This is a genomic window from Proteus sp. G3927, assembly GCF_963894685.1.
GTDB lineage: Bacteria > Pseudomonadota > Gammaproteobacteria > Enterobacterales > Enterobacteriaceae > Proteus > Proteus mirabilis.
The window spans coordinates 209,834-232,520 of the sequence record NZ_CAWQGX010000009.1 but is presented as its reverse complement, the minus strand read 5'-3'; the positions used below and the strand labels follow the sequence as shown (position 1 = coordinate 232,520).

The 22,687-nt window shown below is 39.5% G+C and carries 21 protein-coding genes; 4 read left to right on the top strand and 17 right to left on the bottom strand.

Annotation, left to right across the window (positions count from 1 at the left end; all coding sequences use genetic code 11):
* Window positions 1-5: 5 nt before the first annotated feature.
* The 15 genes from rnhB to rpsB all read right to left on the bottom strand — a co-directional run bounded on the left by rnhB (window position 6) and on the right by rpsB (window position 15,063).
* Window positions 6-596, bottom strand: coding sequence for a ribonuclease HII (rnhB, locus tag AACV00_RS03120; RefSeq protein WP_004245458.1), 591 nt, complete (start codon window positions 594-596; stop codon window positions 6-8).
* Complete coding sequence (lpxB, locus tag AACV00_RS03115; RefSeq protein ID WP_017628592.1) at window positions 596-1,768, bottom strand: lipid-A-disaccharide synthase; 1,173 nt, start codon at window positions 1,766-1,768, stop codon at window positions 596-598. Before lpxB ends, rnhB begins: the two co-directional genes overlap by 1 nt.
* Window positions 1,769-1,775: 7 nt before the next feature.
* Window positions 1,776-2,579 carry an acyl-ACP--UDP-N-acetylglucosamine O-acyltransferase gene (lpxA, locus tag AACV00_RS03110; RefSeq protein WP_004245460.1) on the bottom strand — a complete coding sequence of 268 codons (804 nt, stop codon included), beginning with the start codon at window positions 2,577-2,579 and terminating at the stop codon, window positions 1,776-1,778.
* Window positions 2,580-2,582: 3 nt separating this feature from the next.
* On the bottom strand, window positions 2,583-3,035 hold the full coding sequence (gene fabZ, locus AACV00_RS03105) for a 3-hydroxyacyl-ACP dehydratase FabZ (RefSeq protein ID WP_004245462.1): 453 nt from the start codon (window positions 3,033-3,035) through the stop codon (window positions 2,583-2,585).
* 126 nt (window positions 3,036-3,161) lie between these two features.
* A complete protein-coding gene (gene lpxD / locus AACV00_RS03100; RefSeq protein WP_004245463.1) occupies window positions 3,162-4,190 on the bottom strand; it encodes a UDP-3-O-(3-hydroxymyristoyl)glucosamine N-acyltransferase in 1,029 nt (342 codons plus the stop codon).
* Between the two features lie 3 nt (window positions 4,191-4,193).
* Window positions 4,194-4,691: an OmpH family outer membrane protein gene (locus tag AACV00_RS03095; protein ID WP_004248713.1), complete on the bottom strand. Its 498-nt coding sequence runs from the start codon at window positions 4,689-4,691 to the stop codon at window positions 4,194-4,196.
* A gap of 92 nt (window positions 4,692-4,783) precedes the next feature.
* Window positions 4,784-7,177 carry an outer membrane protein assembly factor BamA gene (gene bamA, locus AACV00_RS03090; protein WP_004248714.1) on the bottom strand — a complete coding sequence of 798 codons (2,394 nt, stop codon included), beginning with the start codon at window positions 7,175-7,177 and terminating at the stop codon, window positions 4,784-4,786.
* A 40-nt stretch (window positions 7,178-7,217) separates the two neighbouring features.
* Complete coding sequence (rseP, locus tag AACV00_RS03085; RefSeq protein ID WP_063108635.1) at window positions 7,218-8,570, bottom strand: sigma E protease regulator RseP; 1,353 nt, start codon at window positions 8,568-8,570, stop codon at window positions 7,218-7,220.
* 9 nt (window positions 8,571-8,579) lie between these two features.
* On the bottom strand, window positions 8,580-9,443 hold the full coding sequence (cdsA, locus tag AACV00_RS03080) for a phosphatidate cytidylyltransferase (RefSeq protein ID WP_071425818.1): 864 nt from the start codon (window positions 9,441-9,443) through the stop codon (window positions 8,580-8,582).
* A 1-nt stretch (window position 9,444) separates the two neighbouring features.
* Window positions 9,445-10,146, bottom strand: coding sequence for a (2E,6E)-farnesyl-diphosphate-specific ditrans,polycis-undecaprenyl-diphosphate synthase (gene ispU, locus AACV00_RS03075; protein ID WP_155195897.1), 702 nt, complete (start codon window positions 10,144-10,146; stop codon window positions 9,445-9,447).
* Between the two features lie 282 nt (window positions 10,147-10,428).
* On the bottom strand, window positions 10,429-11,622 hold the full coding sequence (gene ispC / locus AACV00_RS03070; protein ID WP_004250250.1) for a 1-deoxy-D-xylulose-5-phosphate reductoisomerase: 1,194 nt from the start codon (window positions 11,620-11,622) through the stop codon (window positions 10,429-10,431).
* A gap of 190 nt (window positions 11,623-11,812) precedes the next feature.
* Window positions 11,813-12,370, bottom strand: coding sequence for a ribosome recycling factor (gene frr / locus AACV00_RS03065; RefSeq protein WP_004245470.1), 558 nt, complete (start codon window positions 12,368-12,370; stop codon window positions 11,813-11,815).
* A 116-nt stretch (window positions 12,371-12,486) separates the two neighbouring features.
* Window positions 12,487-13,215, bottom strand: a complete 729-nt coding sequence (gene pyrH / locus AACV00_RS03060) for a UMP kinase (protein WP_004245471.1) — start codon at window positions 13,213-13,215, stop codon at window positions 12,487-12,489.
* A 135-nt stretch (window positions 13,216-13,350) separates the two neighbouring features.
* On the bottom strand, window positions 13,351-14,202 hold the full coding sequence (gene tsf, locus AACV00_RS03055; protein ID WP_004248719.1) for a translation elongation factor Ts: 852 nt from the start codon (window positions 14,200-14,202) through the stop codon (window positions 13,351-13,353).
* A gap of 135 nt (window positions 14,203-14,337) precedes the next feature.
* A complete protein-coding gene (gene rpsB / locus AACV00_RS03050; RefSeq protein WP_004245475.1) occupies window positions 14,338-15,063 on the bottom strand; it encodes a 30S ribosomal protein S2 in 726 nt (241 codons plus the stop codon).
* A 518-nt stretch (window positions 15,064-15,581) separates the two neighbouring features.
* Between rpsB and map the strand changes: the two genes are divergently transcribed.
* The 4 genes from map (at window position 15,582) to AACV00_RS03030 (ending at window position 20,494) form a co-directional block, all read left to right on the top strand.
* Window positions 15,582-16,379: a type I methionyl aminopeptidase gene (gene map / locus AACV00_RS03045; RefSeq protein WP_004245478.1), complete on the top strand. Its 798-nt coding sequence runs from the start codon at window positions 15,582-15,584 to the stop codon at window positions 16,377-16,379.
* A 154-nt stretch (window positions 16,380-16,533) separates the two neighbouring features.
* A complete protein-coding gene (glnD, locus tag AACV00_RS03040; protein WP_161680189.1) occupies window positions 16,534-19,179 on the top strand; it encodes a bifunctional uridylyltransferase/uridylyl-removing protein GlnD in 2,646 nt (881 codons plus the stop codon).
* A 34-nt stretch (window positions 19,180-19,213) separates the two neighbouring features.
* Window positions 19,214-20,038: a 2,3,4,5-tetrahydropyridine-2,6-dicarboxylate N-succinyltransferase gene (gene dapD / locus AACV00_RS03035; protein WP_004245480.1), complete on the top strand. Its 825-nt coding sequence runs from the start codon at window positions 19,214-19,216 to the stop codon at window positions 20,036-20,038.
* Window positions 20,039-20,107: 69 nt separating this feature from the next.
* Window positions 20,108-20,494, top strand: a complete 387-nt coding sequence (locus tag AACV00_RS03030; protein WP_004245482.1) for a DUF3461 family protein — start codon at window positions 20,108-20,110, stop codon at window positions 20,492-20,494.
* Between the two features lie 119 nt (window positions 20,495-20,613).
* On the opposite strand, the gene AACV00_RS03025 is transcribed toward AACV00_RS03030, so the two are convergent.
* On the bottom strand, window positions 20,614-21,057 hold the full coding sequence (locus AACV00_RS03025; protein WP_004245484.1) for a flavodoxin: 444 nt from the start codon (window positions 21,055-21,057) through the stop codon (window positions 20,614-20,616).
* 71 nt (window positions 21,058-21,128) lie between these two features.
* Window positions 21,129-22,622, bottom strand: a complete 1,494-nt coding sequence (locus AACV00_RS03020) for a hypothetical protein (protein ID WP_104731814.1) — start codon at window positions 22,620-22,622, stop codon at window positions 21,129-21,131.
* Window positions 22,623-22,687: the final 65 nt, after the last annotated feature.

Here is a 22,687-nt window from a genome sequence, read left to right as displayed (position 1 = left end):
GTGGATTAGACTAAATTTAAAGCACGTTTTACAGGCGCAAAACTTTTACGATGATAAGGCGTTGCCCCTAATGAAGCCAGTTTTTCCATATGGAAGGCTGTTGGATAGCCTTTATGTTTGGCAAAGCCGTAATCAGGATAAAGTTTATCTAGCTGTTCCATTTCCCTATCACGGGTAACTTTAGCCAGTATTGACGCTGCGCTAATTTCTTGAACTAAACTATCACCTTTAATCACTGCTTGAGATGCCATTGGCAAGTTAGGACAACGGTTTCCGTCGACTAAGACCATATCAGGCGTTATGGATAATCCCGCGACAGCACGCTCCATGGCTTTCATTGTTGCCCAAAGAATATTCAGTTTATCTATCTCTTCAGGCTCAGCACGTCCAATAGCCCAACATAATGCTTTTTCTTTTATTTCATCATAAAGCGCATTGCGTTTTTTCTCGGTCAATTTTTTCGAGTCCATTAATCCCTGAATAGGATTAGCTGGATCGAGGATCACCGCAGCAGTAACTACCGCACCCACCAATGGCCCGCGACCGACTTCATCGACGCCTGCAATTAGGTTTGCTTTAGGATAGACAAATTCCATTATTGACCTGCTAATTCTAAAACTGCATTCGCTGCTTGCTCATCAGCACGACAACGGATAGCTGAGTGTAATTGTAAAAATATCTCTTTTAAGTGTTGTGCTTTTTCCGCATCCGTTAATAGGGGGAGTAATTGTTCTGCCAGTGCTTCTGGTGTGCACTCTTCTTGCAGCAACTCTTTAATTATTTCCCGTCCCGCTAATAAATTGGGTAAAGAGACATAGGGCGTTTTAACTAATTTTTTTGCTAACCAAAAGGTAAATGGTTTCATACGATAACCCACTACCATCGGGCATTTCGTTAACATGCATTCTAAGGCGGCTGTACCAGATGCTAATAAAGTCGCATCACTGGCGGTCATCGCCTCTCTTGCTTGTCCATCTAAGAGTTGGATTTCAAGTTTTGGGGCAACACTTTGATGTATTTGTTCAAATTGTGCCCGTCGCTTCGCATTTACCAAAGGGACAACAATATGTAATGCGGGGATCTGTTGCTTTAATCGCTGCGCTGTTTTTATAAAGTCCGCACTGAGCATTTCCACTTCAGAATGCCGACTTCCTGGTAGCAGAGCTAAACAGATTGCCTCTTGATCAATACCTAGATGTTCACGAGCCGCTTTTTTATCAGGGTGTAACGCAATTGCATCAGCCATTGTATGACCGATAAAGCGACAAGGAACCTGATATTTATCGTAAAACGCTTTTTCAAAAGGAAGGAAAGCTAAAACCAAATCCGTTGCTTTACCAATTTTAAAAACCCGTTTTTGACGCCAAGCCCATACTGATGGACTGACATAATGGATAGTTTTCAACCCTTTTTGTTTTAAGCGACCTTCAAGGGTGATATTAAAATCAGGAGCATCAATACCAACAAAAACATCTGGCTTAAGTTGTGTAAAGCGTTGAGTGAGATCTTTTCTGATCTTCAATAATCGTGGCAAACGTTCAAGTACTTCCACGATCCCCATCACCGCAAGCTCTTCCATTTCATACCAAGCTTCACAACCTTCTGCTTGCATCAAAGGACCTGCGACACCAACAAAACGAATATTGGGATGCATTTGTTTAAGAGCGCGGATTAATCCCGCGCCCAAGATATCACCGGACGTTTCACCAGCCACAAGGCCGATAACTAACGGACGCTGTTTTATAGATGATTGGCCTGACAAGGTCATATCCTAATTAGCGAATAATACCGCGGTTTGATTTTGCTGAATTTTCCAGAAAATCACTGAATATTTTTACATACTGATTATTATTGTCTGCGGCTAATTGAGCAATCTCTTCCCGCGCTTCTTCAAGCGTTTTACCATTACGATAAAGTATCTTGTAAGCGTTACGAATGGCATGCAGATCTTCTTTTGCAAAACCGCGACGTTTTAATCCTTCAATATTCAAACCATAAGGGGTGGCATGGTTTCCTTGTGCAATCACAAAAGGAGGAACATCTTGTGCTACACCGGAACAGCCGCCCACCATGACATGTGAACCAATCTGACAAAATTGGTGAACCGCACTCATACCACCGATTATCACATAATCACCTAAAGTGACATGTCCACCTAAAGTACCGTTATTTGCAATAATACAGCGATCGCCAATGATACAATCATGAGCAACATGGGTGTTGATCATCAATAAGTTATCATTGCCAATTTTAGTAATATTACCGCCTTGTGTCGTACCACGATGAATAGTGACACTTTCGCGGATAAGATTGCGATCACCAATAATGACTTGGGTCGGCTCACCACGATATTTCAGATCTTGGTTTACTTCACCGATAGAGGCAAATTGGTAAATCTGATTATCACGGCCAATGCGTGTATGGCCATTAATAACCACATGAGATTTGATATCTGTACCTTCACCAATCTCAACATGGCTACCAATAACGCAAAAAGGGCCAATGCGAACATTAGCACCAATTACCGCACCCTCTTCAATAATTGAAGAAGGGTGAATTACTGCGGATTTATCAATCATAAGCTAGACCTCACGGCGGCGAGCACACATCATCTCAGCTTCGCAGGCAATTTCTCCATCAACTTTAGCGACGCCTTTAAAGCGTGCAACGCCACGGCGTTCTTTAATGAATTCAACCTCAAGAACCATTTGGTCTCCAGGTAAGACAGGACGTTTAAAGCGAGCACCGTCAATAGCAGCAAAATAGTAAAGTTCACCGGGTTCCAGTTTTCCTACGCTTTTGAATGCTAAAATACCTGTTGCCTGCGCCATTGCTTCGAGGATCAGTACACCAGGGAAAATAGGTTTGCCCGGGAAGTGACCTTGAAAGAAAGGCTCATTAAAAGATACATTTTTTACTGCTCTTAGAAATTTCCCTTCTTCAAAATCAAGGACACGGTCAACCAATAAAAATGGGTAACGGTGTGGAAGTAAATCTAAAATTTCTTCGATTTGCAGAGTATGATTATCACTCATTGCAATACTCTTCCTGTCTAATAAAACTGAATCTAATTAAGAATGACACGACCTGCTGTGACTCAAAAAGGGAGTTAACGCGCAGGTCGCAAAATAGGTAACAACAACCGTCAAAGATGCTACTTGTTACTTATCGCTATTTTCTACTTGACGTTCTAGCGACTTTAGCCTTTTTTGCATTTCATCAATTCGCAGCACCAGGGCTGCGGTTTTACGCCATGCTTTATTCGGTTGTAACGGAATGCCAGAAGAATAAACCCCAGGTTCAGTGATAGGACGCATAACCATCCCCATTCCTGTTACCGTAACTTTATCACAAATTTCCATGTGACCATTGATAACACTTGCTCCACCAATCATACAGTAACGCCCAATTTTCAGGCTCCCCGCCATGATGACACCACCTGCCACAGCAGTATTGTCACCAATAATGACGTTATGTGCGATTTGGCACTGGTTATCAATGATAACACCATTACCGATAACTGTGTTATCTAATGCGCCTCTATCGATGGTAGTACATGCACCAATTTCGACACGGTCACCAATGATCACTGAGCCTAACTGAGGAATTTTAATCCAATTGCCACGCTCATTGGCATAACCAAAACCATCAGAACCAATGACAGTACCAGATTGTACTAAACAATCTTTACCAATAATAACTTCATGATAAACAGAGACATTTGCCCACAAACGGCTATTATCGCCGATATGTGCTTTTTTACCAATAAAACATCCTGCACCAATAACTACGTTATTACCTAACTCAACACCTGACTCAATGACCGCATTGGCACCAATTGAGACGTTATTCCCTAATTTAGCATCAGCGGCAATAACAGCAGAAGGATGTATATCTTGTGCTGGCGCGGGCGTAGTATCCATAATCTGAGCCATTTGTGCATAAGCCAGATAAGGATTTTTCACCACCAGTGCAGCAACAGGACAAAAAGGAAGATCAGCCTCTGTTAATACCACCGCAGCGGCCTGACATTCACTTAATTTTTCACGATAGCGACTATCGGAAAGAAAGGTAATTTGTTCACCATTTGCTAAGCCCATTGAAGCAAGACCGGCGATAGTGATATCACCATCGCCGTGTAACTGTGCATTCAATTGCTGAGCAAGATCAGCTAATCGAATTGAAAACATCTATTATTTAACCTGTTTTTGAACCTGAGCAGTAATATCTTTACCGTCTGCGAAATAAGGAACAGTGTTTGCATCTAAAATCACATCATAACCTTCTTTTTTCGCTACAGCATCAACAGCGTCTAATACACGTTTCATGATTTTATTACGCTCTTCTGCTTGACGACGGCTAAAGTCTTGCTCAAAAGCTTGTGCTTTTTGTGCATAAGCTTCACGTTTAGCAACCAGATCTTTTTCTGTATTAGCACGTTGTGTCGCATTCATGGTTGGTGCATCTTTTTGGTATTTCTCAACCGCAGTTTGTAATGCTTTACCTAAATTTTGCAATTCGGTATCACGTGATTTAAATTCATTTTCCAATTGTTTCTCTACCGCATCACGGTTAGGCACTTTTTGGAGAACTTGACCGATGTTCACAACACCTACTTTATCTGCAGCTTGAGCGCCTGCTGACATCGTCAATGCCATTCCTAGGGCAGCGGCACATAACAATTTTTTCACGATAGACTCCTTAAAACCCAAAATAAATTTTTTGTCAGATATGAGATGTCTTTTCTATATATTGAGAAAAGACATCAACTTTACTTACATCGCTACCACGTTCTACCAATATTAAACTGGAATTGCTCAGATTTATCGCCTTCGTAATCTTTAATTGGCTTCGCATAAGAGAAGACTAACGGACCTAAAGGTGATAACCACTGTAAAGCCACACCGGTTGAAACACGCACATCGCCAGCACGACTATAATCTGGCATACCAGCAGTCCAATTAGAGTTAGTGCTACTCCATTTAGTATCCCATACCGTACCCGCATCAACGAATACAGAGGTTCTGACTGATGAAGAGTATTTATCATCAATAAATGGCGTTGGTGTGATCAGTTCAAAGCTGGCGACTGCCATAGCATTACCACCGATAGCATCGCTAGATGGCTCACCTGGTTTTGGCTTACCATCTTTATCTAAATAAATTGCTTTAGGACCGATATTATTGGAACGGAAACCACGCACTGTACCAGAACCACCGGCATAGAAGTTTTCATAGAAGGGTAATTCTTTACCCCCTAAACCGTCACCATAACCTAAACGACCTTTGAACAAGGTGACCCAAGACTCTTTTTCATTTAGAGGGTAATAAGCCATACCGTCCCAAGTTACTTTATAGTACTTGTTATCAGAGCCCGGTATAGTAATACGCCCACTTAAATTACTTCTTGCCCCAGAGGTTGGGAAGAAACCACGGTTTAAGTTATTAAATGTCCATCCCATGCTGACAGTATAGTCATCCGCATTAAAGGATTCGCGTTTATCAAAACCCGGGTTTTCCCCCATACTTTCAAGATAACGCCACATCGCCACTTGAGGTTCCATCCGTGACAAGCCGTTATGCGTATAGCCTAAGCCAAGACGAGCCGAGTTATATTCATTGATAGGGAAACCTAAGGTGCCGTCTAACCCATAAGATTTATTGGTATAGCCGGATAAATCTGCATCATTAGCTCGGAAATCGTTATAGAAAATACGACCCCCTAAGCTGACACCATTTACAGTAAAGTAAGGATCAGTGACTGACAATTCAGCATACGTTGAGTAATCATTTTTACTGGCATTAATCGCAACAGCATTTCCCGTTCCTAACCAGTTATCCTGTGTTACCCCAACTTGGAAGCTGACACCACTTTCTGTACCGAAACCGACACCAAAGTTAAGTGAACCCGTATTACGCTCTTTGACACGATAAACGATATCAACTTGATCAGGTGATCCCGGAATACGCTGTGTTTCCGTTTCGACTGTTTCAAAATAACCTAAACGGTTTAAACGCTCTTTACCTTGTTCAACTAAATCGCTACCTAACCAAGCCCCTTCCATTTGACGCATTTCACGACGTAAAACTGAGTCTTTGGTTATATCATTACCCGCAAAACGGATTTGACGCACATAGAAACGATTCCCTGCATCAACGTTAACATGCAGTTTTACCGTTTTATTTTCATCATTGATTTCAGGATTTGTCATCACCCGTGGATAGGCGTATCCATAGCGACCTAATAGATTTTTAATTTCATTTTCTGTTTTGGTCACTTGAGCACCGTTATACAGTGAGCCTGGTGCGATTTGGATCAGATCTTCAATCTCTTTGGTATAGCCTGCGGTATTACCATTGATTTCGGTACTTTCAACCGTGTATTTATCACCTTCTTTCAGGTTAATAGTAATATAAATACCTTTTTTATCAGGCGTTAAGCTAACGTTTGTGGATTCAATATCAAAACGTGCATAACCACGATCTAGATAAAAACTTCGTAATGTCTCTAAGTCACCAGCGAGTTTTTGTTTCTGATATTTTTCATCAGCCGCTAAGTTCCACCAAGGCACATCATCACGTAGTTGGAAGCGGTTAACTAATTCAGCAGTACTAAATGCTTTATTACCAACAATATTGATTTGTTGAATAGTAGCTGAAACACCTTCGGCAAATACCAGTTTTAAATCAACACGGTTACGAGGAAGAGGAGTCACAACAACTTTTACTGTGGCGTTATATTTACCAACACTATAGTAGAAATCTTCAAGACCTTTCTCAATATTAGCCAACATTGTTCGGTCAAGTGTTTCACCAATACGGATATTGGAAGCATCAAGATTTTGCTTAAGCATATCTTCTTTAATTGCTTTGTTACCTGAGAAAGTAATACTCGCAATTGTTGGACGCTCTTTAACTTGAACAATAAGTACATTTCCGTCACGCAGAACCCGAACATCATCGAAGTTTCCTGTCGCAAATAATGAACGGATAGTTCGACTAATATCATCATCGCTGACCGAATCTCCAACTCGGACAGGCATGTTCAGTAATGCTGCACCAACGGCGACGCGTTGAAGACCTTCAAATTGAATGTCCTGAACTACGAATCCGTCTGAACCGTATGCAGTGGCGCTGCCCAGCAGCAGCGACGCTATAAGCAACTTTTTCATCGCCATCGTTGTTTTGTGTTTTCCTAACCGGTCCCTGCTTATTTTATTATAAGCGAGAGAAATCATTGAAAAGTGCAAGTCCCATTAACAGCATCAGTGCCATAACACCGAAACGATAACAGACATCTTGTACACGCTCAGATACCGGCCCTCCCTTTATCTTCTCGATAACCAGGAAAAGCAGGTGCCCACCATCTAAGACAGGCAGGGGAAACAAATTAATGATCCCCAGATTGACACTGATAAGTGCGATAAACATCAAATAGTAAACAAAACCTGAATCCGCAGACATTCCAGCGCCTTTAGCGATAGAAACCGGTCCACTAAGATTTGTTAACTTGACATCACCAACCACTAACTTGCCAATCATTTTGACAGTCAAACCCATTAACTGCCATGTTTTATCAGATGCTTCATATAACGCTGAAAATGGGTTGTATTGTTGCATTATCAAGTATTGCTCATCTGGCGGTAATACTTGTAGCTTCGCACCCACTTGTCCAACTTCGCTACCATCTTTCAGCGCTATTGCTGTAGGAGTAATATTTAACACCAAAGAAGCACCGTTACGTTCAACTAACAGTTCCAACGTTTTGTTGGGGCTTTGTCGAACAAAATAAGTAAATGGGTGCCAAGTATCAATTGGCTGACCATCGACTTTAACGATCCGATCCCCTGCTTGTAAACCTGCTTTTTCAGCCGCAGAGTCTGGTGTTACTTCTACAACTTTAGAGTCCAACCGTGCGCCAACAGGCATGATGCCTAGGGATACGATAGGATCTTGTCTTTCAGGATCAAAATTCCACTGTTGCAAATTCAGTATATTCTCACTCTCAGAAAGAGAGTTAGGCTGAGTTACAACGAAAGCCACCTCTTTTGCACCAATTTTACTCACTAATGCTAAACGAACAGCATTCTGATCAGGCGTTTCGATACCTGCAACGGATTTTAGTTCCATTCCCGGCGTTAATTTTGCTTGTTCTGCGATAGAGTCAGGGCGAATATCTGCAATTATTGGCTTTAATGCCGGCACCCCTATCATAAAAACAAGCCAATAAGCCACAATGGCTAATAAGAAATTTGCAATCGGTCCGGCGGCAACAATAGCGGCTCTTTGCCCGACGGTTTTATTGTTAAAAGCGAGATGACGACGCTCTGGTGCGACTTCGGCGACACGCTCATCCAACATTTTTACATAGCCACCTAAAGGTATCCATGCAACGACAAATTCGGTGCCATGTTTATCTGTTTTACGCCAAATCGCTTTACCAAAACCAATAGAAAAACGCTCAACATAAACGCCACAGCGTCTTGCTACCCAAAAATGTCCAAATTCATGTACCGTAATAAGAATACCTAAAACGATAATAAACGCGGCTAGATTCCACAGGATACCCATTGCTTACCTTTACATTTGAAAGCCAGAAGAAACTAAAAACACCAATCCAGCGAAAACAGGGATCGCCGCGGTCAAACTATCAATACGATCTAGCACACCACCATGCCCAGGGATAAGCTGACTACTGTCTTTGATGCCGGAAACACGTTTAAACATACTCTCAGCCAGATCGCCGAATACGGAAACAATCACCACGACGCCCGAAATCAGTAATAGATGGTTAGGCACTTCAGTAATTGGTGCGAAACGCGTAAATAGCCATGAAACAACACCTGCAGTGATTAACCCGCCCACCAGACCTTCCAAAGTTTTACCCGGTGATACTTTCGGTGCCATTTTATGTTTACCCATTAAACGGCCAAATGCATAAGCCCCTGAGTCCGCAGCCCAAACCAATAACATGACATACAGTAACCACCAGGCCCCTGTATATGAGTTTGTGCTATATCCCAACATACGTAGCGCCATCATGCCACAATAAAAAGGAACAATCGTCAATATACCGAACAATAACTTAAGAAGAACAGAATTTTTCCACATATTGGCTGAATTCGGATAACTGACAACTAATAAAATCGCCGCTACCCACCAAAAGAGCCCAGCCCATAAGCTATTCTTAATCATTGCTGTATCAAGCAGGTGATCAAAATCCGGTAACGAGGCTTGCATAAGAACTAAGAGTGCAGCAAATCCAACACCTGTAGCAATACGTTTACCTTGAGAATGCCAGCCGATAAATTGAGCCCATTCCCAACCCGCTAAGCCTGAAATGGCAATAATAACTAATCCAAATCCTGCGGGAGGAAGAAGAAATAAAGCAGCAATAACAATAGGGATTAGTATTAATGCAGTAATGACACGATACTTAAGCAAATTATCCTCCCAGATTTACAGTATCTGTTTCCGATGTTGTACCACCGAAACGTCTTTCCCGTTTAGCAAAAGCATCAAGTGCATTCTGAAAAACTTGTTCATCAAAATCAGGCCATAAAACCTGTGTAAAATATAACTCAGCATAAGCAATTTGCCAGATAAGGAAATTACTTATACGATGTTCTCCACCTGTACGGATCACAAGATCTACAGGCGATTGATCGTGTAAACACAAGTGTGAGGATATCGCATTTTCATTAATATCTTCGACAGCTAACTCCCCTTTTGCGAGGGAACTCGCTAATTGTTGTACACTTTGTGTAATATCCCATCGTCCACCGTAATTGGCAGCAATATTTAAATTGAGTCCGGTATTATTTGCAGTCAGTGCAACAGAGTTTTTTATTCTATCTTGTAAACGACGACTAAAGCGGCTGATATCACCGATAATTGTTAATCTGACATTGTGTTTGTGTAGGCTTTTCACTTCATTATCTAATGCAAAAACAAACAACTCCATCAAAGAACTCACCTCTTGTTCAGGGCGATTCCAGTTTTCGCTGCTAAATGCATATAACGTTAGTGATTCAATTTTATGTTTGACGGAAAAGCTAACCGCATCTCGAACTGCTTTAATTCCCGCGCGATGGCCCGTAACTCGGAGTTTCCCTTGTTTTTTTGCCCAACGTCCGTTGCCATCCATAATGATGGCAACATGCTTTGGTTTTGATGCGGATGAATCGTCACTGGATAAGTTCACTCAATTTAACCCTTTGCTAATCTGATACTGATACAGACAGTCCTCTTCGGATAACCTACGCACAAAAAAACCGTGTGACTCCACGGCCTTTGGCAAAGCCTCAAAGTTGCTAAAGCGGTTGCTTTAGTAATGAACTGTTAATTTTCATTATTGTCTTTAGTGATTTGGCAACTATACCATTAGCCAGAAAGACGAACAAACACACTCTGGTAAATATCATCATCATTATACAATTTGTGCGATAATCTGCTGTGTTTGTAACCTTGCTAATTTATCAATTTCTAAAACATCGTCGATACTTTGAGGCTCAGAGAGGTCAAAATGTTCAACCACTTTGCGATTAATTTTAGCAATATCAGTGAATTTTATTTTTTCGTTTAAAAAAGCATCAACAACAACCTCATTAGCGGCATTTAATACCGTTGTTGAAGCTTGTCCCCGTTGCGAGGCTTCGATGGCAAGTGCTAAACAAGGATAGCGCTGATAGTCTGGACGGATAAATTCTAGGGCTTGTATCTCAAAAAAATCTAATGCTTTCGCGCCCGATTCGGTGCGGTGAGGATATGCCATGGAATAAGCGATGGGCGTTCTCATATCTGGCTCACCAATTTGTGCGATAATGCTACCATCACGATAGCGAACCATTGAATGGATCACCGATTGGGGATGAATAATGACTTCCATCTCTGCTTCCGAGGCATTAAAAAAATAACGAGCTTCGATATATTCCAAGCCTTTATTCATCATAGTGGCTGAATCAACCGAAATTTTACGCCCCATTGACCAGTTTGGATGTGCGCAAGCTTGGTCTGGAGTCATTGCATCTAGCTCATCTAAAGGCGTATAGCGAAACGGCCCACCGGAGCCTGTGAGTAAAATACTGGTGATGCCATGGGCTTCTAAAGATGCATGGCCTAAATTGTCTTGAATACCTGTAGGTAAACTTTGGTAGATAGCATTATGTTCACTATCAATAGGTAAAACCTTCGCACCATATTTAGCCACCGCATCAAAGAATAAACGACCACTCGTGATCAGGGATTCTTTATTGGCTAATAAAATTCTTTTCCCTTTTTCTATCGCAGCCAGTGTAGGCTTAAGCCCCGCCACCCCTGTAATAGCAGACATCACTTGATCGGCTTCATCCAATGCAGCAATTTCATTAACAGCATCAGAGCCTGATAATATTTCCGTTTTACACGATGTATTGGCTAATAATTGTTTCAGCTCACCGGCACTTTTTTCATCTGACATCACCGCATATTTAGGCTGAAAAGCGCGACATTGCTGCGCCATTTTAGTTGCATTTTTTCCAGCCACTAAAGCAAGCACCTGAAACTCATCAGGGTTATTTTCAATGACGGATAACGTACTTGTTCCGATAGACCCTGTTGAGCCTAATATAGTTATTTGTTTCATTATTAATCAATCAGTATATCAATAACATTTTCATTAAAAGGAATTATATCAGCATGACGAGATAAATGAGGGGAAAGATGATAACTTTAATAAATAATGTGATAAAAAGAAGATATTAGGCATTTATTTTCCAGTAAATGCTCAAAAATAATGCCACATTTCAGTGGCATTATCAGAAAAAGAATAAAAATTAGAATTCCATTAACTCAGCTTCTTTCAGCGTTAATGCTTCATCAATTTTTTTAATGAACATATCAGTTAATTTCTGAATTTCATCTTGTGAACGGCGTTCATCATCTTCACTAATTTCTTTATCTTTCAGTAATGCTTTGATTTTATCATTAGCATCACGACGGATATTACGAATAGAGACACGGCCTTGTTCTGCATCTCCACGCACAACTTTGATTAAGTCTTTACGACGTTCTTCAGTTAACGGAGGCAGTGGAACACGGATGATCGCGCCTGCAGATGAAGGATTTAAGCCTAAATCTGATGCCATAATCGCTTTTTCAACAGCAGGTGCTAAAGTACGATCGAACACCGTAATTGCCAATGTGCGGCCATCTTCTGCCACAACGTTAGCAACTTGATTTAATGGAGTTGGTGCGCCGTAGTATTCTACAACAATACCATCTAATAGGTTTGGAGACGCACGGCCAGTACGAACTTTATTAATTTGGCTTTTTAGTGCTTCAACGCTTTTGTCCATGCGTTCTTGAGCATCTTTTTTGATTTCATTAATCACGTTATAAACCCTTGGGAACTGGTTATCTTCCAGACGATATCAAATTATGATATCGACATAAATGAATTGGCGTACTTTAAGATGTTAACGCCAAATTATACCATTGTCTCTGTGTATTAAGCGTGAGAAATCAAAGTTCCTTCACTTTCACCCATTACAACCCGACGTAATGCACCCGGTTTATTCATATTGAATACGCGGATAGGTAAATTATGATCTCGGGCTAATGTGAATGCAGCAAGATCCATGACTTTCAATTCACGTTCTAATACATCCTGATAAGTCAGCTTTTCATATAATACCGCATCAGGATCTTTGGTTGGATCGGCTGAAAATACACCGTCAACTTTTGTCGCTTTCAATACAACGTCAGCTTCAATTTCAATACCACGTAAACACGCAGCTGAGTCAGTCGTAAAGAATGGGTTGCCTGTACCTGCCGAGAAGATAACAACTCGGCCATGGCGTAATAAGCTAATAGCCTCAGCCCAACTGTAGTTATCACAAACACCATTAAGTGGAAATGCTGACATTAATCGTGCATTGACATAAGCACGATGCAATGCATCACGCATTGCTAAGCCATTCATCACTGTGGCGAGCATTCCCATGTGGTCACCCACAACACGGTTCATACCTGCAGCTGCTAGACCAGCGCCACGGAACAAGTTACCACCGCCAATTACGACACCGACTTGTATGCCCAATTCAACGAGTTCTTTAATTTCCTGAGCCATGCGATCAAGTACGCTCGCATCGATACCAAAACCTTCTGCGCCTTGCAGGGCTTCGCCACTCAGCTTTAATAAGATTCGCTGATATACGGGTTTTGCATTGGTTGCCATGGTGTTCTGTCCTAAGCAGATTAGTTAATTGGAGGTTTTAGATAGCCTTACTCTTTTCAAAGAAAAGCAAACTGTCAGTGGAGATTGTAACAAAACAGAACCGCCTTAAGGCGGTTCCATTAACGCAAAGCGTTATTATTTGCTCATTGCCGCAACTTCTGCTGCGAAATCAGCTTCAACTTTCTCAATACCTTCACCAACTTCGAAACGAACGAAGTTAATGATTTCAGCATTGTTTTCTTTCAGCAGATCGCCAACAGTTTTGCTTGGATCCATAACGAAATGCTGACCAGTCAGAGAGATCTCACCGGTGAATTTGTTCATACGACCAGTAACCATTTTTTCTGCGATTTCGCGTGGTTTACCTGATTGCATTGCGATGTCCATCTGGATTTGGTGCTCATGCTCAACAACATCAGCAGGCACATCTTCAGGGCGAACATATTCTGGTTTGCTTGCAGCAACGTGCATAGCAATGTGTTTGATCAGTTCTTCGTTAGCGCCTTTAGCTGCAACTAAAACACCGATGCGAGCACCGTGCAGGTAAGTACCTAACTCTTCGCCTTCTAAAATAGCAACGCGGCGAATGTTGATGTTTTCACCAATTTTTGCAACTAATGCAGTACGAGCATCTTCGAATTTCGCTTTCAGTGCTTCGATATCGTCAGTTTTGTCTGCTAATACTGCAGCCATAACATCTTTACCGAATGCGATGAAGCCAGCATCTTTAGCAACGAAGTCTGTTTCACAGTTCAGTTCAACCAGCGCACCGAATTTACCATCAGCAGCAACTTCTGCAAGGATGATACCTTCAGCAGCAACGCGACCTGCTTTTTTAGCCGCTTTTGCTTGACCTGATTTACGCATGTTGTCGATAGCTAATTCGATATCACCGTTAGCTTCAACCAGCGCTTTTTTACATTCCATCATGCCTGCGCCAGTACGTTCACGCAGTTCTTTTACCAATGCAGCGGTAATTCCAGACATTTGTTTCTTCCTCGACTTTTCTATGGGCGAGCCATAGATGTTCTCATAGCAGATGTGTAAAGGGGGCCTATTGAGGCCCCCTAACCAATATATAGCAATACCTGGTTAAATAAGGGCTCTTACGAGCATGCCTTATTATTCAGCTTCGACTAAGCCTTCTTCAGCCTGAACAGCCAGATCTTGAGAACGACCTTCACGAACAGCTGTTGCTGCAGCGGTCAGATATAATTTAACCGCACGGATTGCATCATCATTACCAGGGATAATGTAGTCGATACCATCTGGATCAGAGTTAGTATCAACGATAGCAAATACTGGGATACCCAGGTTGTTTGCTTCTTTGATAGCAATGTGTTCGTGCTCAGCATCGATAACAAACAGAGCGTCAGGTAAACCGCCCATGTCTTTGATACCACCCAGGCTGTTTTCTAACTTACCAAGTTCACGAGAACGCATTAACGCTTCTTTCTTGGTCAGTTTGTCAAAAGTACCGTCCTGAGATTGAGATTCTAAATCTTTCAGACGTTTGATTGACTGACGAACAGTTTTCCAGTTAGTCAGCATACCGCCTAACCAGCGGTGGTTTACATAAAACTGGTCACAGCTTTCTGCTGCTTCTTTAACAGCTTCAACGGCAGAGCGCTTAGTACCAACAAACAGGATTTTGCCTTTACGAGAAGCAATTTTGTTCAGTTCAACCAGAGCTTCATTGAACATTGGAACAGTTTTTTCCAAGTTAATGATATGAACTTTGTTACGCGCACCAAAGATGAATGGTTTCATTTTTGGATTCCAGTAACGAGTTTGGTGACCGAAGTGAACACCGGCTTGCAGCATATCGCGCATTGAAACAGTTGCCATTTTAGACCTCTATAAGTTTAAATTTGGGGTTATTTCCTCCACAAATCCCATACGACCGACTCATCAGCTGTAAAGATTAAACCTTTACATAAGAGCACCCCGGCGTATGTGTCGATTTGTGTGTGTCATTAACACAATTGAATGTTTTCAGATTTACTGCTATTTCTTAAACCTCACGCGGTGAAGTCATAGCCAATAACAGAACTCCGGCGCGCTTTATACCATAAATAACCTCAAGAAACCACTATTAGTTACGGTTTCACTGCCAATATATCGGTTAACAACAGCGAATAAAAAAGCGCAATATGTAAAGACAACAAACAATATAAGGCGTAATGTGCCTGATTATTGGCGATATCAAACAGATTACTCCTATCCTCTTTGATTGGCACACCCACTTTCTGCTGATATCATAAATGGTAATTAGAATTATTTCTCACCATCATAATTCATAGACCTGCAATACCATGCAATAATGATTGTATTGTGGCTTTTAAATCTATTAATGAAGAACTCAAATGGCTATTGTAATCAAGACTGAAGAAGATATTCAAAAAATGCGCGTCGCGGGTCGTCTTGCGGCTGAAGTCCTTGAAGTTGTCGCACCCTATGTAAAACCCGGCGTAAGTACAGCGGAATTAGATCGTATTTGTCATCAACATATTGTTGATGTTCAGCAAGCTATCCCTGCTTGCTTAAACTATCATGGCTTCCCTAAATCAGTGTGTATTTCTGTTAATGATGTTATTTGCCATGGTATTCCTAGTGAAGACAAAATCTTAAAAGACGGCGATATTGTTAATATTGATGTTACTGTCATTAAAGAGGGTTTTCATGGCGATACGTCAAAAATGTTTATCGTCGGTAAACCGACTATTCAAGGTGAGCGTCTATGTCGGATCACCCAAGAAAGCCTCTACCTTGCAATAAAAATGGTAAAACCAGGTATTCGCTTACGTGAATTAGGTAAAGCCATTCAAAAATTCGTTGAAGGACATGATTTTTCTGTAGTACGCGAATATTGTGGACATGGTATTGGCGAAGGTTTCCACGAAGAGCCTCAAGTATTACACTATGATGCTGATGACGGTGGTGTTGTATTACAAAAAGGCATGGCATTTACTATCGAGCCGATGGTCAATACTGGAGATTACCGTATTCGTACCATGAAAGATGGTTGGACAGTAAAAACCAAAGATCGCGGTTGGTCTGCTCAATATGAGCATACTTTAGTGGTTACCGACAATGGTTGTGAAATCATGACACTGCGTAAAGAAGAAGAGCCATTTATTTCTGCCGTATTAGTCAACGAATAAATCGCACTCTTCTAAAATGTAAAAACGACATATTTTTTCGAGGTATGTCGTTTTTTTTATTTTCAACTTTGGTAAGAAAATAGAAATGCTAGTCAGGTTACCGTTTTAACATTACTCTTAATATAATCAGCATATATGAGTGAGATGATTAACTATGATAACCTCCAATACCTTTCAAACAGCACCACCGTCCCCTTCGTTGCTGACTGAAAATACGCTAGATAGTACTTTACTAAAACACTCTATTGAACAATTTCAGTCATGGTTAGCAGATGCTTTTCATCATGATACTGATGTTGCTTTGTTACTACAAGCTCGTAGTCACTTTATCGACCAACTACTCACTCAATTATGGCGTTATACTGAATTAGCGGATCACCCTGATCTCTGTATCATTGCCGTGGGGGGGTATGGTCGCCAAGAATTACACCCTCTTTCTGACATTGACTTGCTATTTTTAAGTCAACAGCCTCTTCCTCCCCAACTTGCCGAAAAAGTGAGTCAATTAATTACCTTGCTTTGGGATATCCGTTTAGAGATAGGTGTCAGCGTAAGAACGATGGAAGAGTGCCTTTTAGAAGGACTGTCTGATTTAACTATTGCCACCAATTTACTAGAAGCGCGTCTTGTTTGTGGTAATAACGCACTCTATCAACAATTAATTAAACATATTTTTAGCCAAGGTTTTTGGCCATCGCCTGATTTCTTTGCAGCTAAAATTGAAGAGCAAGAACAACGTCATCAACGCTTTCATAGCACCAGTTATAATCTAGAGCCTGATATTAAAAGTAGTCCTGGGGGACTTCGTGATATTCACACCCTTATATGGGTCGCTCACCGCCATTTTGGCGCAACATCAATATCTGAAATGGTCAACTTTGGCTTTTTAACCCCTGCCGAAGGACAAGAATTACTCGAGTGCCAATATACCTTATGGAAGATCCGTTTTGCGCTACATTTAGTCCTCAATCGTTATGACAATAGGTTACTGTTTGATCGCCAATTAAGCGTTGCCCAACTTTTAAATTATCAAGGTGAAGGTAACCAACCTGTCGAAAAAATGATGAAGGATTACTATCGCGTTACTCGCCGTGTGAGTGAGCTAAACGATATGCTACTGCAACTCTTTGATGAAGCAATCCTCGCATTACAACCCAATGTTAAACCTCGCCCTCTTGACAAAGAATTTCAATTAAGAGGTACATTAATTGATGTTATAGACGATGAATGTTTTCTTAATGATCCTATTGCCATTATGCGGTTATTTTTACGTATGGCAGAGCATGCAGAGATAACCGGAATTTATTCGACCACACTACGCCATTTGCGTTATGCCCGTCGTCATTTAGTACAACCTTTATGTGAGTACCCACTAGCTAGACAAGTATTTATGCAAATCTTACGTCATCCTAGGGCGGTTTCGGGGGCATTTGTCCCAATGCATAAACATAGTGTATTAAGTGCTTATTTCCCACAATGGAACAATATTGTCGGTCAAATGCAGTTTGATCTATTCCATGCTTATACAGTTGATGAGCATACTATCCGTGTATTACAAAAACTTGAAAGTTTCGCTGATGATGCAAATCGAAACCGACATCCTCTTTGTGTCGATATCTACCCGAAACTACCTCAAATTGAGTTATTAAGACTTGCTGCTCTATTTCACGATATTGCTAAAGGACGACATGGTGATCACTCTTTATTAGGTGCACAGGATGTTATTAGCTTTGCTCAACAACATGGACTAAATCAACGAGAAATCGCTTTAGTTGAATGGCTTGTAAGTCATCACTTACTTATGTCTGTAACGGCACAAAGACGTGATATTCAAGATCCCGATGTTATCTTCCAATTTGCCTCTGAAGTCAAAAATGAGAGCCGTTTACGCTATTTACTCTGTCTCACTGTTGCTGATATTTGTGCAACAAACAGTAGCTTATGGAATAGTTGGAAACAAAGCTTACTGCGTGAACTATTTCTCGCTACGGCCAATCAATTACGCCAAGGGATGCACTCTATTCCAGATTTACGGGAACGTATCCGCGATCACCGTCAGCAAGCACTAACTATTTTACAACAGCAACAGGTCGATGAAGAAAAACTGCAAGCGATTTGGGCTCGTTGTCATGCGGACTATTTTTTACGTCATACTCCAGAGCAAATTGCTTGGCATGCTCAGGCACTTATTGAGCACAATAGTGCTGAGCCTATGGTATTGATTAGCCAACAAACCGAGCATGGTGGTACAGAGGTATTTATTTGGTGTGCTGACCGACCTTCTCTATTTGCTTCTGTTGCAGGTGAGCTAGATAGACGTAATTTAAATATTCACAACGCACAAATTTTTACTAATCGCGACAATATGGCAATGGATACCTTTATCGTTTTAGAGCCTAATGGTAAACCACTGGCGATTGATCGCTATCATGCTATACGCCAAGCGCTTATTCGCGTTGTATCAGCCCCTTATAACGCCAATGCCAAAACCCGTGCTTTACCAGCTAAATTACGCCATTTTGAGGTACCCACTAAAATTAACTTTATCGCCTCTAACCATAATAAACGTACTTATATGGAGTTATTTGCACGCGATCGTCCAGGCTTATTAGCTATTATAGGTAAGGTTTTTGCCGATCTTTCTCTTTCGTTACATGGCGCCAGGATCACCACTATTGGTGAGCGTGTTGAGGATTTTTTTGTATTAACAGATAACGAAAATAATGCGTTAAACCAAAAAATGAAGGATGAAGTCGTAGAAAGGTTGACAAAAGCCCTCGTTTCAAAGGATAAAATATAGAAACTCACGACAATACATATAGGAAATACTATAGATGCAAGCATTACAATCTATTATTGATAACGCCTTTGAACAACGCGCTGAAATCACACCAGATAATGTTGAACCACAGGTACGCGATGCGATTAATAACGTTATCGCTCAACTAGACAGTGGAAAATTGCGAGTTGCTGAGAAAATTAATGGTCAGTGGGTTACTCATCAATGGCTAAAAAAAGCGGTTCTACTCTCTTTTCGTATCAGTCACAATCAAGTGATCGACGGTAGCGAAAGCCGTTATTTTGATAAAGTGCCAATGAAATTTGCAAATTACGATCAAGCTCGTTTTGAAAAAGAGGGATTTCGTGTTGTGCCACCTGCTGCCGTCAGACAAGGGGCCTATATTGCTCGTAATACGGTTCTAATGCCTTCTTATGTCAATATTGGTGCTTATGTTGATGAAGGAAGTATGGTGGATACATGGGCAACCGTTGGTTCATGTGCGCAAATTGGTAAAAATGTCCATTTATCCGGTGGCGTTGGGATCGGTGGCGTATTAGAACCTTTACAAGCTAACCCAACCATTATTGAAGATAACTGCTTTATTGGAGCACGTTCTGAAATTGTTGAAGGTGTGATTGTTGAAGAAGGCTCTGTCATTTCAATGGGTGTTTATATTGGACAAAGTACCAAAATTTATGACAGAGAAACTGGCGAAATCCATTACGGTCGTGTTCCTGCTGGTTCAGTGGTGGTTTCTGGTAATCTACCTTCAAAAGATGGTCGTTACAGTTTGTACTGTGCTGTGATTGTAAAAAAAGTCGATGCTAAAACACGTGGAAAAGTGGGTATTAATGAATTGTTAAGAACTATCGACTAATATAATAACAGCGGATAGAATGAATTCTGTTCGCTGTATCTCATTCATCTTTCTATCTGGTGCCAATATATGTACGATAATTTAAAAAATTTAGGGATCCAACATCCTGAAGATATTGATCGCTATACCCTACGTCAAGAAGCTAACAACGATATTTTAAAAATTTATTTTCGCAAAGATAAAGGTGAATTCTTTGCAAAAAGTGTAAAATTTAAATATCCACGCCAACGTAAAACAATTTCTGATACTCAATCAGGACAAGGTTTTAAAGAAGTCAATGAAATCAACACTAACTTACGTTATGTGATTGAAGAATTAGATCAAATTTGCCAGCAAGATCAAGTGGAAGTGGATTTGAAACATAAAATCCTCGATGATTTACGTCACCTTGAGCACGTTGTTGCCAATAAAATTGCTGAAATTGAAGCCGATTTAGAAAAATTGACTCGTCGTTAATTAATTGTCTCAATTTTATAAGAAACACCGCTTATAACTATTCACAACTTAATAGTAAGCGGTGCTCTTTAATAAGATAGCCATGATCCATCAATTTATTGCTCAAGTAACCGATTAATTTAATTCAATAATGTAGCCCAGTTTTCCAGCCAATTTATAGCAAATACTTCTGGCTCGGCAATATCCATACTGTCTATTTTTAATATTTCACCAATACGCTTTGCTTGATGCTCTTGTAATAACGCTTCAAATTGCATACCTGCACCACAAAAATTATCGTAACTGCTATCACCTAACGCAATTAGGCCATAATGTAAATTAGGTTGATAACCGACATTATCTCGTAGCTCATAAAATAAAGGTGCTATTGTATCGGGTAAATCGCCTTGGCCGGTTGTAGAGCTTATCACCAGTACTGTTGAATATTTTTGCCAATCGGCAAGTGTACCCTCTTCATAGATATTAGCTTGATGTTTATGCTCAAGCAAAATGCGCTGCGCTTCTTCAGCAACCGCCAATGCATTGCCATAAACAGTACCAACAAAAATGCCGATTTTAGCCATAATGTCCCCTATTTCATTTATCTATAATCATAGTAAATCACATACTATATTATTGATATATAATTTATGCTCTATATTTCTTCTCTCTTTCTCTCTACAATAAATGATCTATCTACAATAAATGATTTATAAATTTTATTCCATTCTGTGCGCTCTTTAGAGAATCGCCAAAAAATATCGTTTCTAGGCATTGATTCATTTATTATTTTAGCTACTAATTTGCAAGCCCAATCAGGTACATAATTATTTTTAAAATCTTTAGATTCAAGCAAAAAGAATAAATCCCTATCCAATATTTCTAATTTTTTAACAGCATTATCATTTATCTCTTTTTTTCTTAGGTATTTGTTTTTAAATAATAATTTATATAGTTTAAGGAAAAAACCTTTATTTTCCTTTAATGATTTATTATAAGAAGATAATTGAGAAAACATATCTTTTATATTATTAAAAAAAACCTTTTTAAAATTAACATTAATCTCGTTAACTGTAGTAAAATTAGATTCATCTGCTTCTTTATAAAAACAATATAACTGATTAGATTTAAAACCCTCCATCTTTTTTATAATTTCATTAAGTTCTTCAATTGTTATTTTTATTTCACTTAACTCTATCTCAATATCTTTTTCAGGTAAAAACTGACTATCTTTATTAAAGACATTACATTTTTTTACCAAAGTTTCAATAGACATTTTGAATTGGTCAATGAGGTCGGAATTACAAATGCCATTATCAGTTTTAGAACCAATTAAATTAGATAGATTATCTATATACTCTACAGTTTTTAATAACCCTTGGCTAGAAACAGCTAACAACTCATTCATTTTCTTTTTATCTTTATCAAGTTGTTCCATCAAGGCTGTTTTTTTTGATTTTTTGTTTTTTTTGGAGGAGTCTTCTTTTTTTATTTTATCAAGATTATTTTTATTATGAGAATCATCGTTTGTTATATCAGTATTCTCTGGTTCCTTAAAAATTTTATTCGAAATAGTAGTTATATGTTGATATTTAAGAGATTTATTATTATATAATGTAAATTCTGGGTTACGCATAATTTTATTTGCTATCTTTTCTATGTCATCAGAAATCTTTTTTTCTTTTTTAGAGATAAAACTATTAATTATAGTATTTTTATTACTAAATATTTTATTAAAAAGTGTACTAGAATCATCTTTATTCTTTAGCAAAGAGGAAAATAATACATTTATATCATTAGCATCTTTTATTTCTGATACAATTACCTTATTATCAAGTATTTTTATTTTATCAGTTAATCTTTCTTTTTCAAGAATATCTTTTAATTTCTTCAGCCTATCTTTTTTTTTATTTTTTCCAAATATGTATTTTTCCAGAGCACATTTCAACTCTAATGTAAATTTAAGAAATAAAACTTCTTTATCTTTATTAACAATCATAAAGTCTCTATTACTATTACTTATAAGTAAAGATAAATCTTTTCTTCCTAAAGAAATATCATATTCTCCCAAAGAGATGTTTTTTTTATTCCCTATAGAGAGCACAAAAGTTTTATATTCATCATCTTTTCCAAATAATTTCATTGTCATTTAATCTCTTAAACTCTGTTTATGTTCTAAAATAATTACATAATTAACACCTATATTATTTCAAT

What these genes read in the sequence shown, in the direction of transcription:
- rnhB (WP_004245458.1), bottom strand. Translation starts at nt 596, where the DNA reads ATGGAATTTGTCTATCCTAAAGCAAACCTAATTGCAGGCGTCGATGAA.
- lpxB (WP_017628592.1), bottom strand. Translation starts at nt 1,768, where the DNA reads ATGACCTTGTCAGGCCAATCATCTATAAAACAGCGTCCGTTAGTTATC.
- lpxA (WP_004245460.1), bottom strand. Translation starts at nt 2,579, where the DNA reads ATGATTGATAAATCCGCAGTAATTCACCCTTCTTCAATTATTGAAGAG.
- fabZ (WP_004245462.1), bottom strand. Translation starts at nt 3,035, where the DNA reads ATGAGTGATAATCATACTCTGCAAATCGAAGAAATTTTAGATTTACTT.
- lpxD (WP_004245463.1), bottom strand. Translation starts at nt 4,190, where the DNA reads ATGTTTTCAATTCGATTAGCTGATCTTGCTCAGCAATTGAATGCACAG.
- bamA (WP_004248714.1), bottom strand. Translation starts at nt 7,177, where the DNA reads ATGGCGATGAAAAAGTTGCTTATAGCGTCGCTGCTGCTGGGCAGCGCC.
- rseP (WP_063108635.1), bottom strand. Translation starts at nt 8,570, where the DNA reads ATGGGTATCCTGTGGAATCTAGCCGCGTTTATTATCGTTTTAGGTATT.
- ispU (WP_155195897.1), bottom strand. Translation starts at nt 10,146, where the DNA reads ATGGATGGCAACGGACGTTGGGCAAAAAAACAAGGGAAACTCCGAGTT.
- ispC (WP_004250250.1), bottom strand. Translation starts at nt 11,622, where the DNA reads ATGAAACAAATAACTATATTAGGCTCAACAGGGTCTATCGGAACAAGT.
- pyrH (WP_004245471.1), bottom strand. Translation starts at nt 13,215, where the DNA reads ATGGCAACCAATGCAAAACCCGTATATCAGCGAATCTTATTAAAGCTG.
- tsf (WP_004248719.1), bottom strand. Translation starts at nt 14,202, where the DNA reads ATGTCTGGAATTACCGCTGCATTGGTAAAAGAACTGCGTGAACGTACT.
- rpsB (WP_004245475.1), bottom strand. Translation starts at nt 15,063, where the DNA reads ATGGCAACTGTTTCAATGCGCGATATGCTGCAAGCCGGTGTTCACTTC.
- map (WP_004245478.1), top strand. Translation starts at nt 15,582, where the DNA reads ATGGCTATTGTAATCAAGACTGAAGAAGATATTCAAAAAATGCGCGTC.
- glnD (WP_161680189.1), top strand. Translation starts at nt 16,534, where the DNA reads ATGATAACCTCCAATACCTTTCAAACAGCACCACCGTCCCCTTCGTTG.
- dapD (WP_004245480.1), top strand. Translation starts at nt 19,214, where the DNA reads ATGCAAGCATTACAATCTATTATTGATAACGCCTTTGAACAACGCGCT.
- AACV00_RS03030 (WP_004245482.1), top strand. Translation starts at nt 20,108, where the DNA reads ATGTACGATAATTTAAAAAATTTAGGGATCCAACATCCTGAAGATATT.
- AACV00_RS03025 (WP_004245484.1), bottom strand. Translation starts at nt 21,057, where the DNA reads ATGGCTAAAATCGGCATTTTTGTTGGTACTGTTTATGGCAATGCATTG.
- AACV00_RS03020 (WP_104731814.1), bottom strand. Translation starts at nt 22,622, where the DNA reads ATGACAATGAAATTATTTGGAAAAGATGATGAATATAAAACTTTTGTG.